Source organism: Synechococcus sp. UW69 (assembly GCF_900474185.1).
Classification (GTDB): Bacteria; Cyanobacteriota; Cyanobacteriia; order PCC-6307; family Cyanobiaceae; genus Parasynechococcus.
Map to the genome: position 1 here is coordinate 115442 of NZ_UCNW01000009.1, position 15164 is coordinate 130605.

Here is a 15164-nt window from a genome sequence, read left to right on the forward strand (position 1 = left end):
TGTCCACAAGTGGATCTGACGAAGACAGGGATTGTGACAGGGATTCAGGACAGAGACCTCAAGTCGTGTAGTCGGCGTTAATGCGCACGTACTGATCCGAGAGGTCACATCCCCAGGCCTGACCACAGCCGGAGCCATGACCCAGACAGAGGCGAATCGGGACGTGCTCCTGCCGCAAGACTTCGCTGGCTGCATCACGATCAAAGGCCACGGGTTGGCCGGCCAACATCAATTGATGCGGACCAATCCACAGGGCGACCGCATCAGGATCGAAGGCCACGCCTGAGCGACCTGCAGCAGCCACGATCCGCCCCCAATTCGGGTCCCGACCATGGACAGCGGTCTTCACCAAGGACGAACCACAGACCGTGCGGGCCACCTGCAACGCCGAGGCTTCGTCAACTGCTCCCTCGACCTGCACGGCAATCAAACAAGTTGCCCCTTCGCCATCCCGAGCAATGGCCTGCGCCAGATGCTGCATCGCCTCGGTGAGGCCCTGTTCCAAAACGCCATGGTGCTCTTTCGCCAGCGGTGGACCTGCTGCGAAGGCCAGCACGGTGTCATTGGTACTGGTGTCGCCATCCACGGTGATGGCATTGAAGGAACGCTGAACCGCGCGCTGCACCATCTCCTGCCAAACGCCGGCATCCACACCGGCATCGCAACTGAAGAAGCCGAGCATCGTGGCCATATCGGGATGGATCATTCCCGAGCCTTTGGCCATCCCTCCGATGCGCACCCGGCGACCCTCAAGATCCAGTTCAAGCGCCACCTGCTTGTCCACCAAATCCGTGGTGAGGATCGCGTTCGCAGCGGCATCACCACCGGTGGCAACAAGGGTCTCGACCAAAGGAGCCAATCCAGCCAACAAGGTCGTCATCGGAATCGGAACACCAATCACGCCGGTGGAGCAGATCAACACCGCCTCCGCATCCACGCCGAGGTGATCAGCAAGCACTTGGGTGGCGCGCTGGCTGTCGACCAAGCCTCGATCACCGGTACAAGCGTTGGCCTGACCGGAGTTGATCAACACAGCACGGGCCTGGCCACCATTGCTGGAGAGGCGATCACGGCAGAGATCAACACAGGCCGCTCGCACCACTGAGGTTGTGAAAGTGCCAGCACAAACGGCCGCCTCCGGTGCCAATACCAGTGCCAGATCGGGCTTGTTCGAAGGCTTGAGGCCCGCAACGATGCCCGCCGCCTGGAACCCCTCCGGTGCCGTGACACCACCCTGGATCGGTTGCCAAGAAGAAGCCATCGCCACCGCTGATCCGCCGCGAGACACTGATTGCATCCTGCTCCGACACCATGGCGCCTAGCGAGCGGTTCTCGCAACGACGCATCGGACTCACGGGCGGGATTGCCAGTGGCAAAAGCAGCCTGGGCCATTGGTTGGCAGAACAAGGCCTACCGGTGTTGGATGCGGATCAATTCGCCCGAGAGGCCCTCGAGCCCGGTCTCAACGCCACCAATACCGTGCTGCAGCGGTATGGCTCCAAGGTCCAGGCCGAGGGAGCCGCGACCATCGACCGGGCTGCACTGGGTCGCATCGTGTTCCAAGACCCCGCTGAGCGGCTCTGGCTCGAGCAACTGATTCACCCGATCGTGCGAGACCGCTTCGATCAAGCACTCACACGCCATGCCGAGACGCCAGCGATCGTTTTGATGATTCCGCTGTTGTTCGAAGCGGGTTTGGAGTCGCTCTGTAGCGAAATCTGGCTTGTCGACTGCGATGAATCCCAGCAACTCCAGCGATTGATTGCGCGCGACGGGCTGAGCCCTGCAGCCGCCCAAGCCCGCATCGCCGCCCAATGGCCCCTGAGTCGCAAACGTGCTCTGGCGGATCACGTCATTTCCAATCAAGGCCAGCCCGGCGCATGGCATGCCCAAGCCGTGACGCTGCTCAACGCAACTGCGGAAACAGATCTCGGTTGTTAGCCGTTACGGCCAAAGTCTGCGCGGAACCACTTGGTGATCACCCATTTGTGGCCCGCCTCCACCGGCAAGGCCTCATGCAGTGTGAAGGGGTTGGGGGTGCCATCGGCCTGGAGGTTGTTCCAGGCCAACGCCATCCCAGGCACAGGCGTGAATGAACGCTCCAGGCGGCGAAACAGCGTCTCTCCCCCCCGCTCAACAGCATTGAGATAAACCATCACCGTCCAGGTGCGTTGCCCGCCGCTGTCGGTGTGGGTGGCGTATTCCTCCGTGCCCGGCGAAAACCAGTCCGTGTGTTCCTTGAAGTACTCGCCGGGGTCGTAGCGCTGCCCCTGAATCGGTTCCGAAAGACGCGGATCCACCCCAAACAAGGCCGCAAAGCGCTGATCCAGGGTCGCCGCCAGCTGGGGATGGTTCTGACGCAGATGGCAGGTGCGGCTGGTGCGGTAGTCACTGCTGCCGTGGGTCACCGTCGATGGCTGAAGTGACGCATTGATGGCGTCGATCACTTGCCCGCATTCCTCGTGGCTGAGCAGGGCCGGCAGCTCATACAACTGGGCGAGTGAGGTATCGAGCCGCCAGGCGCGGGGCCGGTGCTCCTTTCGGGTGAGGGGTGACTCAAACCAAGCGAGCCAATCCGGCGTGGACGACTGGAGAACGGCCGCAATCGCCTCTCGCGAAAACCCCTGATCGAGGACCCGCTGAATCAGCCCCTCAGCATCACAGCCTCGATCCCGGTTCTGCAGCAGCCACTCCTTCCAGGCGTCCGGAATGGCTGCTGCTCCGCTCATCAACCCTTGAGTTTCTTGCTCAGAATCTGGTTGGCGAGCTTTGGATCAGCTTTACCACCGGTCTTCTTCATCAACTGTCCGACAAAGAAGCCCTGCAGCTTGGTCTTACCACCACGGAAGGCTTCCACCTCATCGGGATGAGCTCCCAACAACTCATCGACGATGGCTTCGATCGCTGCTGGGTCGCTGATCATGCCAAGGCCACGCTCGTCGACGATCGCCTTGGGTGAGCCGCCTTTCTCCAGCAGCTCCGGAAGAATCTCCTTGGCGATTTTGCCGCTGATCTTGCCCCCATCGATCAGTTGCACCATCTCGGCCAACTGCTCAGGCCGAAAGGCCAATTCGGCATAGCTGAGCCGGTTGCTGTTCACATGGGCGGCGATGTCTCCGGTGATCCAGTTCGCCGCAAGCTTGGCGTCAGCACCAGCGCCCACAACGGCCTCGAAGTAGTCGGCCATCGGACGCTCATCGGTGAGCACCCTGGCGTCGTACTGGGACAGACCCAGATCCTGGGCGTAGCGATGGCGCTTAGCCGCCGGCAACTCAGGCAATTCAGCGCGCCAGGACTCCCGCTGATCGGCACTTACTTCAATGGGGCCTAGGTCGGGATCAGGGAAGTAGCGGTAATCGCTGGCCCCTTCCTTGCTGCGCATGCTCTTGGTGAGCTGCTTGCCCTCATCCCAGAGGCGGGTCTCCTGAACGATCGGCTCACCGGTTTCGTAGGCCTTGATCTGACGCTTGATCTCGTACTCGCAGGCCTTTTGAATGGCCGAGAACGAGTTCATGTTCTTGATTTCCACCTTCGTCCCGAAGGGCGCATCCGGCCCACGGCGCACGGAGATGTTGACGTCGCAACGCAAAGATCCCTCCTGCATGTTGCCGTCGCTCACACCCAGATAACGCATGATCCGGCGGATCTCCGAGGCGTATTCCGCCGCCTCGCGACCGGTGCGCAGATCCGGCTTGCTGACGATCTCGGCCAGGGCCACACCGGCGCGGTTGTAATCCACCAAGGAATGGGTGGATCCCGCAAGGCGGTCGCTGCCTGCATGCACCAACTTGCCGGCGTCCTCCTCCATGTGCAGACGCTCGATGCCGATCGTCTTCAGGTAGGTGTCTTTTCCCTTTTCAGCGACCTCCACCTCAATCCAACCCTCCTCAGCGATCGGCTGGTCGTACTGAGAGATCTGATAGTTCTTCGGCAGGTCTGGATAGAAGTACTGCTTACGGTCGAACTTGCTGTGTTCGGCGATATTGAGATTCAGCGCCATCGCGGCCTTCACCGCATACTCGAGAACCTTCTGATTCAGAACAGGCAGCGTGCCAGGCAAACCGCACACCACCGGGTCAATGTGGGTGTTGGGGTCATCACCAAAGGTGGTCGACGCCGCGGTGAAAATTTTGCTGTCCGTTCCCAGCTGCACGTGGGTCTCGAGACCGATCACGGCCTCCCAGGCCAGTTGGGTTGCTGCGTCGGCCATACGCCCCTGGTGTGTTGCAGTTTCCGGGATCCTATGGAATCAGGCCCTAGCCAATCAGGATGGGTGTCGTTGCCTGGCCGGAATGGACCCCGAAGCACAGGAGCAAGAACCCATCAACCTCAGGCTGTGGCATCTGCTTCAGACCCATTTGAAGCAACTTGAACCCGAGCTGCTTCTCCCTGAACACAATGCCGTTCTGATTGAGCAAGGCGATGTCGCTGACTCGCTCTTGCTGGTGCAACAGGGCCGTCTCTCCATCGAAATCCATCAGAACGGGAACGCGTCCCGAACCATTGCTGAAGTGGGGGCGGGCGCAGTTCTTGGGGAAATGGCCCTGTTTGGGATAGGAGAGACCCGGCACGGCGCGCGGGTTCGGGTGCTGGAGGCCAACACAGAAATCCTGCGATTTTCGCGAGAAGCACTTCACAGTGCGGTTCTCTTCGACGCCGAACTGGCTGCTGAAATGCTGCTGCTCAGCAGTGAACGCTGCCGCAACAGCAACCGGATGATCAACCTGTTGCTGGATGGGATTGATGCCTCATCGCGCGGTGATGCCACTTCACTGGCGAGCATCTGCAGCACACTGCGCCAAGGGCCTGACAGCATGGAACAAGCGGCTGGCCAGCTGGAGCATTTGCTGACAGTCGCTGCATCACCCCGCCTGGAGAGTTAAGCCAGCCATGACCCCTCCACAGACGCCAGCAACGCTCGTGCTGGGGGGTGGGTTGATGGGCTTAGCCATTGCCCATCAACTCGCCCGTCACAACCAAACCGTGCTGGTGATCAGCCGACGCCGCAGCGAAGCGGCAGGGTTTGTTGCTGCGGGCATGCTGGCGCCCCATGCCGAAGGCCTGAGCGGAGATTTACTACGCCTGGGGCAGGCCAGCTTGGAGGGGATTCCCCGTTGGGTCGCCCAAATCGAAAGTGACAGCGGCTTGAGCTGCGGACTTCGCACCAGCGGCATCGTGGTGCCATTCCGCACAGCCAGCGAACGGGACGCCTACCCAACGGCCCAGCTCGGACAAACGCTCGACCGCGCCAGCCTGGATCGAGAGATTCCAGGTTTGGGCCCGGATTGGACGACAGGGTTGCTCTTTGAACAAGACGGCCAAATCGACAACCGCCGTCGACTGATGCGAGCTCTAGAGCGCGCCTGCGTCTCCATGGGCGTTCAATTCATGGAAGGCGCCGAAGTGATTGATTTAGAGCGTGATTCCGCCGGACACCTCTGCGGGATCCATCTGCGCAGTGCCGAAGGAAGCGAGCAACACCTGCACTGCCGACAAGCGGTGATTTGCAGCGGCGCCTGGAGTCAACACCTGGTGCCCGAGCTCCCGGTGTTCCCTGTTAAGGGTCAAATGCTCTCCCTGCAAGGGCCGCGGGAAGCGCTCAAGCGCGTGATCTTCGGCCCCGGGACCTATCTCGTTCCACGGGAGGACGGACTGATCGTTGTGGGGGCCACCAGCGAACGGGACGCTGGATTCGCGGAAGGCCTCACACCCGATGGCCAAAAACAACTCCAAACGGGCATCACCAGCCTGCTCCCCATGGCCGCCAACTGGCCGCCCATGGAGCGTTGGTGGGGGTTCCGGCCCTGCACGCCAGACGAAGGCCCCTTACTTGGCTCAGGCCCATTTCCAGGACTCTGGCTGGCCTGCGGTCATCACCGCAATGGTGTTCTCCTCGCTGCCATTACCGCCGAGCTCACGGCCGGCGCCGTGATGCAAAAAGCCCCCAACGCGGCCGCAAAGGCGTTGTTGGAGGCTTTCCGCTGGAACCGATTCGAAAACTGAGCGATCAGCCCTCGACCCGCCACTCCTGATCGGATGGGGACCAGTCGTTCAGCTCAGAGGCTTCGAACCAGAGGCCGATCTCAAATGCAGCTGTTTCGGGGGCATCGGAACCGTGAATCACATTGCGACCGATGTTGACGGCCAGGTCGCCGCGAATGGTGCCGGGCTCGGCCTCGAGGGGCTTGGTGGCGCCGATCAGTTTGCGGGCGCTGGCGATCACACCATCGCCTTCCCAAACCATGGCCACCACAGGACCGGATGTGATGAAGTCGACGAGACCGGCAAAGAAGGGACGCTCCTTGTGGACGCCGTAGTGCTGCTCAGCCAGGGCGCGGCTAGGGGTGATCTGCTTCAGGCCCACAAGCTTGAACCCCTTGCGCTCGAAGCGGCCGAGGATCTCGCCAACCAGGCCGCGCTGGACGCCGTCGGGCTTGATGGCGATGAACGTGCGTTCGGCCATGGTGTGTGTCAACAAAAAGCGCCGCCATCGTCAGTGCTGGCCACCCCGCTTGGCAAGCACAGGCCTTGGGCAGCGCAGGGAATGTCCCTAGATTCCGACCATTCCCCACGACGAATGCCAGTGGCTGACAGCGAAGGCTGGTCGATTGAAGACAGTGCTGCGCTGTACGGGCTCGACCGCTGGGGAGATCCGTACTTCTCCATCAACGGGCGCGGACACATCAGCGTCCAACCCCAAGGAGATCGCGGCGGAAGCCTGGATCTGGTGGATCTGGTGTGGGAGCTGAAAAGCCGAAATCTTGCCCTGCCACTGCTGATTCGCTTCGACGACATCCTCGAAGACCGCTTGGAACGACTCCACGCAGCCTTTGAACGCGCCATCGCGCAATACAGCTACCAAGGGCGATATCAAGGCGTCTTCCCGGTGAAATGCAACCAACAACGCCACGTGGTGGAGGAGTTGGTGAGCTGCGGCCACCGCTGGAACTTCGGACTGGAAGCTGGCAGCAAAGCGGAGCTGCTGATCGCTCTATCGCTGCTGGACGATCCCGAAGCCTTGTTGATCTGCAACGGCTACAAAGATCGCCTTTACATCGAAACGGCAATCCTGGCGCGACGCCTGGGACGGCAACCTGTGGTTGTGATTGAACAGCCAGACGAAGTCGACCGAATTATTGAAGCCAACAAAAATCTGGGTGCTGCGCCCTACATCGGTGTGCGAGCCAAGCTCTCCAGCCGCAGCACAGGGCGTTGGGGCAGTTCCGTCGGCGACAAGGCCAAATTTGGTCTCTCCATTCCCGAATTGTTGGCAACGGTGGAACGTCTTCGGGACCACGACCTGCTCCAGGATCTCCGCCTGCTGCACTTCCACATCGGCAGCCAGATCAACGACATTGCCGTTCTCAAGGACGCTCTCCAAGAAGCGGGGCAGATCTATGTGGAGCTCACCCGCCTAGGGGCCCCGATGGGGTTCCTGGATGTCGGCGGCGGACTCGGCATCGACTACGACGGCAGCCGCACAGCATCGGCAGCCTCCACGAACTACTCGCTCCAGAACTACGCCAACGATGTCGTGGCCACGGTGCGGGAATGCTGCGAACCCAATGATGTTGCCGTGCCCACGCTGGTAAGCGAAAGCGGCCGCGCCATCGCCAGTCATTTCTCCCTGCTGGTGTTCGACATCCTGGGGAGTAGCGCACTCCCGGCGTCCATTCCCAACGCCACAGGAGACGAACCACTCACCGTTCGCAACCTCCGGGACACCCTCGCCACCATTCAACAGCTGTCGGTGACAGCGGATGCGCAGCTGGTGCGGCTTCAGGAAGCCTGGAACGACGCCTTGAAGTTCAAGCAGGATGCCCTCGCAGCATTCCGGCTTGGATACATGGGTCTGCCCGACCGAGCCACAGCCGAACAGCTGACGTGGGCCTGCGCCGATGCCATTGCAAAACGGCTGCCAAAAGATCAAGCCATCCCTGAAGAGCTCTCAGCCCTCAGCAAAGCCTTGGCAGGAACGTATTACGCCAACTTGTCGATCTTCCGCTCGGCACCCGACACCTGGGCCATCGATCAGCTGTTTCCAGTGGTGCCCATCCAGCAGCTGGATCAACGCCCGACACGGCTAGCCAATCTCGCCGACCTCACCTGTGATTCCGATGGACGCCTGGATCGCTTCATCGGGGATGGACAACCCAAACATCTGCTAGAGCTCCACGAGCTCAATGACAACAGCCCGTATCTAATCGGGCTGTTTCTCAGCGGCGCCTATCAGGAAGTGATGGGCAATCTGCACAATCTTTTTGGCACCACCAACGCCGTCCACATCCGCCTCAGCCCAGGCGGTAGCTATCGCATTGACCACGTCGTACGGGGTGACACCAATGCCAATGTGCTCGAGGCCATGGAGCACGACCCCCGCGCCTTACTTGAGCGCTTGCGGGTGGCGGCGGAGGCGGCCATCAACAACGGCCAACTCCGGATCGACGAATCACGTCGCCTTCTTGATCACCTCGAAAGCAGCCTTCGACAAACCACATACCTTCAGGACTAAGAACAACAGCTGCGTCTTGCCAAGTGCACAGCTGATTGACAAAAAACCCTTAAGGTCTGATCAACGTTTTATCGATTATGGATCGCAACGCACTGATCGAGATTCTTCAGCGCGAAGGCAACCTGAAGCATTCCTTCAGCACCGATGAGATCAAAAGCCTCGCTGAACATGTCTCGATCGAGGTGATCCAAGCAGAAACCATCTTGATGAAGAAGGGCGAACCCTCAGACAGCATGGTGTTCATCCTGGATGGTCTTGTTCAAATCCTTGACGGCGAACGACAGCTCTCCATTGAACAAACAGGATCCATTATTGGAGAGAGCCTCTTTTCAGAGGAAGCAACGCGCGTTGCAGACGTTCAAACCATTGAGCCAACAACCGTTGGTCGATTTTCAATACACGACTTCGAAAACTTCCTGGGCCAAAACCAGCCGCTGGCCCTGAAGTACCGAGAATACTTTCAAGCCATCAGGCGCGCACGAGCCGAGCAATTTGCTGCCGAAAACTATAGCGACAAGCGGAAATATTTAGCCCTGATTGCTCACAACAACATGAAAGAAAGTTTGATGGAATTTTGCGGAATACACACCAACAAATTAGAAACATTTTCACTGATTGCAACCGGCACGACAGGCAGCATTCTCTATAAGAAAACTGGGCTTTGCCTTAGCAAGAAAGTGGCATCAGGCCCCCTCGGTGGCGATCAGGCCGTCGGAACTCTGATTTCGACCCAGAACATCTGTGGCGTGATCTTTTTCAGGGACCCACTCTCCTCACATCCCCACCATGCTGATATCGAGGCGCTGGGCCGCCTCTGCGACGTTTATCAGATCCCATTTGCCACCAATCCGCAGAGCGGCGAAGCCATTCTCGACTATCTCCTCTCAGGGAAAGCAGAACGCGAATTGATTCCCAACCAAGTACTTCAGGCCTATATTCAGGGTCAGAAAAAAGTTGTTGAAGCGGGTTAAAACCAAAACCACCCTTCTTTTAACCAGAATCCGAATCAGACCGAAGCGCAAGCAAGCCAAAGACAGGGATGGGTTCAGGCCAACCTTTCACAGCATGGGACCCCAGATCCGCCACCACAACATCCTCCGCGATGAGATTCCTGACGTCTCCACTCATCAGGATTGGATAGTCAGGGAAGTGCCGTGTAAGGGATTCAAGCCGGCTGGCCAGATTCACCGGAGCTCCAATCACGGTGTACTCCAACCGGTGGCTCGACCCAAGATTGCCGGCGATCACTTCACCGCAGTGAATACCAATTCCCTGGCGTAGCGGTGCCAAGCCCTCCTGATCGAGTTCTCGATTCAGAACCTCAAGGTTGGCCTGCATCCCCAGAGCAGCCCGCACAGCCGCCAGAGCCTCGGCACGATCGCCCCGATGCACGGGCACCCCAAATTCCGCCATCAGGGCATCGCCAATGAATTTGTCCAACAACCCCTGCTCCCGCAGCACCGGAGCTGCAATTGCCTCGAAATAGCGATTCAACAAGCCAAACAGGGCCTCCGCATCCATCACGTTGCTGCGGGCTGTGAATCCCACCAAGTCGGTGAACAACACCACGCAGCGCTCGCGACGACCGCCAAGACGCGTCCAGCTCTCCTGCCCCGACCGCAGCATGTCGCGCATGAGATTCGGTGACACCCTGCGCGACAGCACCGAGTGCAGAAATCTCCGTTGAGAGCTTTCCCGCTGGAATTGGTCTCCCGCCCGGAGACTTCCCCCGATCAACGGCATCAGCATCAAAGCTGCGCCAGGCAACCAAAGGCCGTTGAACCAAGCCAAAACAACGCCCCCGGTTACCAGAGCCTCCAGAAGAGCGGTTGTGATCGCTGTGCCAAGGGCGGTCGATGGAGCTGCGATACGCCATTGACACAACAGCAACCAGAGGGCCATCAATGCCACCAAATGGGAGACATCAGGCGCGCGAAAGCCTCGTCCGCTTTGGAAGCCTGCAATGGCCGATAGCAAAACCTCAGAGCCGCTCTGCTGACCAAAAGGGGTCTCCAGCTGATCACCCAGCGAAGGGGCAGTGGAACCGATGATGACGACCTTGTTCCGCCAGGTGTCTTGCGGAAGCGTGCCCACGGCCCAGGCGGGAATCACCGGTATGTGTCCGCTGGGTCCGAGGAAATCAATGCCGTTATCACCTTGTGATGAAGCAACCCCTGCAGCGAGAGGCGCTAAAGGGCGAGGGTGGGGCTCAGAAAAGTCATTGAGCATCCCCTTCAGGCTCTGCCGTCCCGGAACAGCCTGCACAACACCGAAGGCGTTCATCGAAAACGCCGACAGTCCCACGGGATAGCTCGTGTACCAGGGACGTCTCAGTTGAACCTGCTCGTGACCCTCCAGCTGCTGTCGCACCAGAGAGGCGCTCAACACCACCCGGTCTTGCCATGGTTGCAACGCGTGTTGGAAGGCAAGGTCGTCGGTTGGACCAAAACCGCTGGGCCCAACATGAACGATGTTGAAGACGACACGACGGGCACCCTGACGGAGAACCGCACGGGCCAGGTCTGCCTGCAGCGCACGCGGCCAGGGCCAGGAGCCGAAATCAGACAGCTGTGGATCCAGTGACGCCTCATCGATGCCCAACAGCACCACGTCATCGGGGGGCTCAATCGGGCCACGCCATTGAAAAAGGAGCTGCCGGCCCGTGGCGTCCAAACGCGACAGCAACGGGAGCATGGCCAGGGGCAACAGCAGCGATGCCCGCCACAGACACGGAACAAGATGCCGGCGGATCAAACGTCTCAAGGAGCTGGCGCCGAAACCCCCAGTTCCCGCTCGATGTCCGGCAAGGTCTCCAAGGGGGTTGAGAAACCGTTGATGAGAAGGCTCTTCTGAAGGCGACGTTCAGCATCCTGGGCAGACAGCGGCTGGGGGGGCTCCCAGTCGTACTCCTGCTGATCCTGTTGACGCGAACGAGGACTGCTGTAGCCATCTCGCCCAGGAGTCGGCGGCGTCACGATGCCGCCGCCCAACTCACCTAAAGCGGATTCCAAACCATCCAAGCGACCGCTGACCTCAACCATCTGACGTTTGAGATCCAAAAGCAGCTGCTGACCACTGTTCAAGGTGAAGCGTTGGCCATTGCTCGTCTCCACCCGAACCCTGCCTTCCCAGCTGAACACCTTGAACTGCTTGTCGGTGAACTCCAAAAAAACGGTGGTGCCCTGAATCGAAGCCGTGGCCAACCGCGTTTTGATCGAGAAGGGACTGCGATGCGGAGTCCCTGGCTTAATCCAGCCGATGATGGAACCCTTCAACAGTTCGACGTCGGACGCACCCAAGCGCAACAGAGCATCACCCCCCATGCGGAACTGACGCCCGTTGCCCAACATGACCTGCATGCGACCTGGCTTTGTGGTGCGTAGCAACGCATTTGTCTTCAACGACTGACCCGAGCGTGCAGTGATCTCAGTAGCGCCGGGCAGCTTGACGAAGGCAGGCCCCGCCGGGACCTCAACAACACGAGGCTGAGCGGCACGGCTGGGCAGGGCCCAGAGGGCACTCCCGAGCAGCAGCAGCGCACCTGCCTGAACGAAAACTGCCTGTTTCAACATCTGTCATGCAGCAGTTTTTCAAGACTGGCAGCCGGACATGGATTACGCCACCAGCGAACCAAGACAACAACGACTTGACGTTGGTTGCAAAGTAAAAAATCTGTCGTCAGATTACGAGCACTGAGCGTCTTACACGCATGGCATACGAGAACGTTCTGAAAAATCCTGATAACTTCAATTTCGAAATTCAACAGCTTGGGGAAGCAACTTATGCCAACCCCTGCAGCCAAGAGATTTTTGTTGACGACTCAGAGAAAATTATTTTTTCCAGTCAGATCAAGAACCTGAATCATCAACTCGAAACATGCAAACAATTGCCGGCATTTGAGAAGGCCGGAGCCCGGGAAAGAATCTTTCACAATCTAGATACAACCCGCGCAGCAATTATCACCTGCGGTGGGCTATGTCCGGGGCTGAACAATGTGATCAAGGGACTGGTCAACGTATTGGAACAGGACTATGGCGTCAAAGAGATTATTGGCATTCGCTATGGCTACAAAGGCCTGACGCAACAATCAAATCAAGAACCGATCCAGCTGAATTCATCTGTTGTTGAACAGATTCACAAACAGGGCGGGACCATTCTTGGATCGTCGAGAGGCAATCAGGATCCAGAAATCATGGTGGACGAGCTCCAGCGTAGAAAAATCAATCTCCTGTTCTGCATCGGCGGCGATGGCACATTGAAGGGGGCTCAAGCAATCGCGGAAGCAGCCAATAAACGTCAAGCCAACATCAGCGTTGTCGGCGTGCCGAAAACCATCGACAACGATCTCGGTTTTGTTGAAAAAACCTTCGGCTTCGAAACCTCTGTCCAGGTAGCGTCGGAAATCATCACATCCGCCCACCACGAAGCAGAAGGGGCCGAAAACGGTATTGGAATCGTGAAACTGATGGGTCGAGACTCTGGCTTTATTAGCGCTACAGCATCACTGGCCAATTCCATTGTGGATGTCTGCCTTATTCCCGAGACCCCGTTTCAAATCAGTGGGCCCGAAGGCATCTGTGCAGCAATTCAACGCAGACTTCAACAGAACAACCATGCTGTGATTGTTGTCGCAGAAGGGGCCGGGCAAGACCTTTTCAACAACAGCGAAAGCAGAGTCGACGCTTCCGGGAACATCCTCAAGGATGATATTGGAGAACTTCTTAAGAAGGAGATAACGGCATACTTCAAACAAAATAATCTCGCAATCAGCATCAAGTATCTGGATCCCAGCTATCACATCCGAAGTGTTTCAGCAAACGCAGCAGATGCAGTGTTTTGCTACCTACTTGCGGAACATGCCGTGCATGCGGGTATGAGCGGAAAAACCAATCTTTTGATCGGCTACTGGAACAATTTCTTCACCCATGTCCCCATTCATCTGGCCACAAAAGAACGGCGGATGGTTGACCTTGACAGCGCCCTATGGCGTGGCGTCATTAGCGCAACCCAGCAGGACAAACATCCATAATCAGCACGAACTCAAACTGAACCAACGAGCAGGGGGTGAATTGATTCGTCACCCAACTGGAACAAGATCAAAAAAGTTCCGGCCTTGACCTTGGGATCTCCCCACAATGAGTTTCGACGGGTTGGTAGGTCATGGTCTTGGCATTGCAATGGTTACTCACAGTTGTCGGCCTGTTCGCCGGATTGGTCGCCAAGCGCATCTGCCAACGGTTCAGCATGCCACCGTTCCCTTGGCGCACTCCTTGGATTGCTCTACTGGCGCACACCACCGAACAGACGATCGAAAGCTTCCGCATTCCGATCTCAGCGGGGCTTGATCTCAGCCTCATCACAGGCATCCTCGCTTCGATTGCCATAAGCCGGTGCCTGGTTTGGGTCGCTCTCGAAATCCTGCCAACACTCCGGATTTTGCCGTCCTGTCCAAAAATTCTGCGCGATCTGATTTTCATTGTCGGCAGTTTGTTCCTTATCGCTCTAAATCTGAAGGAGCAAGCCAGCATCGACCTGGTGGGCCTGGTGACAACCTCAGCAGTTCTCACGGCTGTTGTTGGTTTAGCCGCCCAGGATCCACTGAAAGACCTCATCGGTGGCTTGAGCCTTCAACTCGAACAAGTGATCCGAGAAGGCGATTGGGTTGAAATTGATGGATACATTGGCCAAGTGCAATCAATCAGCTGGAGAGATACAGAAATCAACAGCCTTTATGGGTCAAGGCTGATCTTTCCACATACGAATTCCAACTCCAGCACAATCCAAAATTTCACAAGCAATGGAGCCCATGCCAACAAGCTGATTATTGGACTGGATTACAGCATGCCGCCAGATATAGCCAAGAAAATAATGCAGAAGATCTCTGATAATCACTCGCTGGTTCTTCGATCACCAGCCAACATCATTCGAATCCGCTCATTCGAAGAGAGCTGCATCAACTACGAATGGATCAATTGGCACAAAGACTTCGGCCAAAGCCGTGCGCTCCGTGGTGACCTTCAAGAACAGCTTTGGTATGCGCTACAACGTGAAGGCTTCAGCTTCCCATTCAGCGTTCGTGATGTACGAATTACACAAAATGAGCAGCAACCAAAACCACTATCTTCCAGCAAAGACAACTTACTCAAAAGCATTCACAAACTCCTGAGAGACAACCAACTCTTTTCCATCCTTTCCGACAATCAGATTCAAAAGATGATTGAAATGAGCTCATTCTGCTCATACGGACCCGGAGAAATTATCGTGAAAGAAAACGAAGACGGAGACTCACTCTTTATGCTAATCAATGGCAATATTTCTATCCAGAAACCATCAATTCCTCAGAACAATGTCGAAATAGCTCAACTGCAATGTGGAGACATCTTTGGGGAAATGACTGTTTTTACCGGAACCACTCGCAGTGCAACAATTCAAAGCATCAGCAAAGTCGACCTGCTCGAGGTGAGTCGACAAGCCATCGCCGAACTCATCGATGAAGAGCCAGGCCTGATTGAGCGCTTTGGCCAATTGATCAGCGATCGGCAAGCTCAACTGGCCCAACTCGCCATTCAATCGGTCCCAGCCAACAGTCGAGACGTGGTGGGGCGCATGAAAGAACTCTTCCAAAGCCTGCTCTCGTAGCAGCGACCTCTGT

At 57.6% G+C, this 15164-nt stretch carries 13 protein-coding genes; 7 read left to right on the forward strand and 6 right to left on the reverse strand.

Annotated elements, in window-relative coordinates:
• Nucleotides 1-58: 58 nt before the first annotated feature.
• Nucleotides 59-1297: a bifunctional glutamate N-acetyltransferase/amino-acid acetyltransferase ArgJ gene (argJ, locus tag DXY29_RS08225; RefSeq protein WP_115024558.1), complete on the reverse strand. Its 1239-nt coding sequence runs from the start codon at nt 1295-1297 to the stop codon at nt 59-61.
• Nucleotides 1298-1311: 14 nt separating this feature from the next.
• Here argJ and coaE point away from each other — a divergent pair, with 14 nt between their 5' ends.
• Nucleotides 1312-1941: a dephospho-CoA kinase gene (coaE, locus tag DXY29_RS08230; RefSeq protein ID WP_115024559.1), complete on the forward strand. Its 630-nt coding sequence runs from the start codon at nt 1312-1314 to the stop codon at nt 1939-1941.
• On the opposite strand, the gene DXY29_RS08235 is transcribed toward coaE, so the two are convergent.
• Entirely contained in the window at nt 1938-2729 is a 792-nt protein-coding gene (locus DXY29_RS08235; protein WP_115024560.1) for a 2OG-Fe(II) oxygenase, read from the reverse strand. The genes coaE and DXY29_RS08235 overlap by 4 nt on opposite strands.
• Nucleotides 2729-4210 (reverse strand): Asp-tRNA(Asn)/Glu-tRNA(Gln) amidotransferase subunit GatB, encoded by a 1482-nt coding sequence (gene gatB, locus DXY29_RS08240; RefSeq protein ID WP_115024561.1) that lies wholly within the window; start codon nt 4208-4210, stop codon nt 2729-2731. The genes DXY29_RS08235 and gatB overlap by 1 nt, the downstream gene beginning before the upstream one ends.
• Before the next feature lie 82 nt (nt 4211-4292).
• Between gatB and DXY29_RS08245 the strand changes: the two genes are divergently transcribed.
• Together DXY29_RS08245 and DXY29_RS08250 are read left to right on the forward strand one after the other, a co-directional pair.
• Nucleotides 4293-4883 (forward strand): cyclic nucleotide-binding domain-containing protein, encoded by a 591-nt coding sequence (locus DXY29_RS08245; protein WP_115024562.1) that lies wholly within the window; start codon nt 4293-4295, stop codon nt 4881-4883.
• Between the two features lie 7 nt (nt 4884-4890).
• On the forward strand, nt 4891-6003 hold the full coding sequence (locus DXY29_RS08250) for an FAD-dependent oxidoreductase (RefSeq protein ID WP_115024563.1): 1113 nt from the start codon (nt 4891-4893) through the stop codon (nt 6001-6003).
• Between the two features lie 4 nt (nt 6004-6007).
• On the opposite strand, the gene ndk is transcribed toward DXY29_RS08250, so the two are convergent.
• Nucleotides 6008-6463 (reverse strand): nucleoside-diphosphate kinase, encoded by a 456-nt coding sequence (ndk, locus tag DXY29_RS08255; protein ID WP_115024564.1) that lies wholly within the window; start codon nt 6461-6463, stop codon nt 6008-6010.
• A gap of 81 nt (nt 6464-6544) precedes the next feature.
• Between ndk and speA the strand changes: the two genes are divergently transcribed.
• Both speA and DXY29_RS08265 read left to right on the forward strand, forming a co-directional pair.
• Entirely contained in the window at nt 6545-8512 is a 1968-nt protein-coding gene (speA, locus tag DXY29_RS08260) for a biosynthetic arginine decarboxylase (RefSeq protein ID WP_371411075.1), read from the forward strand.
• 77 nt (nt 8513-8589) lie between these two features.
• Nucleotides 8590-9483: a methylglyoxal synthase gene (locus DXY29_RS08265; RefSeq protein ID WP_115024566.1), complete on the forward strand. Its 894-nt coding sequence runs from the start codon at nt 8590-8592 to the stop codon at nt 9481-9483.
• A 19-nt stretch (nt 9484-9502) separates the two neighbouring features.
• On the opposite strand, the gene DXY29_RS08270 is transcribed toward DXY29_RS08265, so the two are convergent.
• Both DXY29_RS08270 and DXY29_RS08275 read right to left on the reverse strand, forming a co-directional pair.
• Nucleotides 9503-11275 carry an adenylate/guanylate cyclase domain-containing protein gene (locus DXY29_RS08270; RefSeq protein ID WP_244279354.1) on the reverse strand — a complete coding sequence of 591 codons (1773 nt, stop codon included), beginning with the start codon at nt 11273-11275 and terminating at the stop codon, nt 9503-9505.
• Nucleotides 11272-12081 (reverse strand): FecR family protein, encoded by an 810-nt coding sequence (locus DXY29_RS08275; protein WP_170952171.1) that lies wholly within the window; start codon nt 12079-12081, stop codon nt 11272-11274. Before DXY29_RS08275 ends, DXY29_RS08270 begins: the two co-directional genes overlap by 4 nt.
• Before the next feature lie 140 nt (nt 12082-12221).
• Between DXY29_RS08275 and DXY29_RS08280 the strand changes: the two genes are divergently transcribed.
• The gene (locus DXY29_RS08280) at nt 12222-13541 is read left to right on the forward strand and encodes an ATP-dependent 6-phosphofructokinase (RefSeq protein ID WP_115024568.1); all 1320 of its coding nucleotides are present in this window, start codon (nt 12222-12224) and stop codon (nt 13539-13541) included.
• A gap of 137 nt (nt 13542-13678) precedes the next feature.
• Nucleotides 13679-15151, forward strand: a complete 1473-nt coding sequence (locus DXY29_RS08285; protein WP_170952172.1) for a mechanosensitive ion channel family protein — start codon at nt 13679-13681, stop codon at nt 15149-15151.
• Nucleotides 15152-15164: the final 13 nt, after the last annotated feature.

Coding starts and splice junctions, on each gene's coding strand:
- argJ (WP_115024558.1), bottom strand. CDS start 1,297: ATGCAATCAGTGTCTCGCGGCGGATCAGCGGTGGCGATGGCTTCTTCT.
- coaE (WP_115024559.1), top strand. CDS start 1,312: ATGGCGCCTAGCGAGCGGTTCTCGCAACGACGCATCGGACTCACGGGC.
- DXY29_RS08235 (WP_115024560.1), bottom strand. CDS start 2,729: ATGAGCGGAGCAGCAGCCATTCCGGACGCCTGGAAGGAGTGGCTGCTG.
- gatB (WP_115024561.1), bottom strand. CDS start 4,210: ATGGCCGACGCAGCAACCCAACTGGCCTGGGAGGCCGTGATCGGTCTC.
- DXY29_RS08245 (WP_115024562.1), top strand. CDS start 4,293: ATGGACCCCGAAGCACAGGAGCAAGAACCCATCAACCTCAGGCTGTGG.
- DXY29_RS08250 (WP_115024563.1), top strand. CDS start 4,891: ATGACCCCTCCACAGACGCCAGCAACGCTCGTGCTGGGGGGTGGGTTG.
- ndk (WP_115024564.1), bottom strand. CDS start 6,463: ATGGCCGAACGCACGTTCATCGCCATCAAGCCCGACGGCGTCCAGCGC.
- speA (WP_371411075.1), top strand. CDS start 6,545: ATGTCCCTAGATTCCGACCATTCCCCACGACGAATGCCAGTGGCTGAC.
- DXY29_RS08265 (WP_115024566.1), top strand. CDS start 8,590: ATGGATCGCAACGCACTGATCGAGATTCTTCAGCGCGAAGGCAACCTG.
- DXY29_RS08280 (WP_115024568.1), top strand. CDS start 12,222: ATGGCATACGAGAACGTTCTGAAAAATCCTGATAACTTCAATTTCGAA.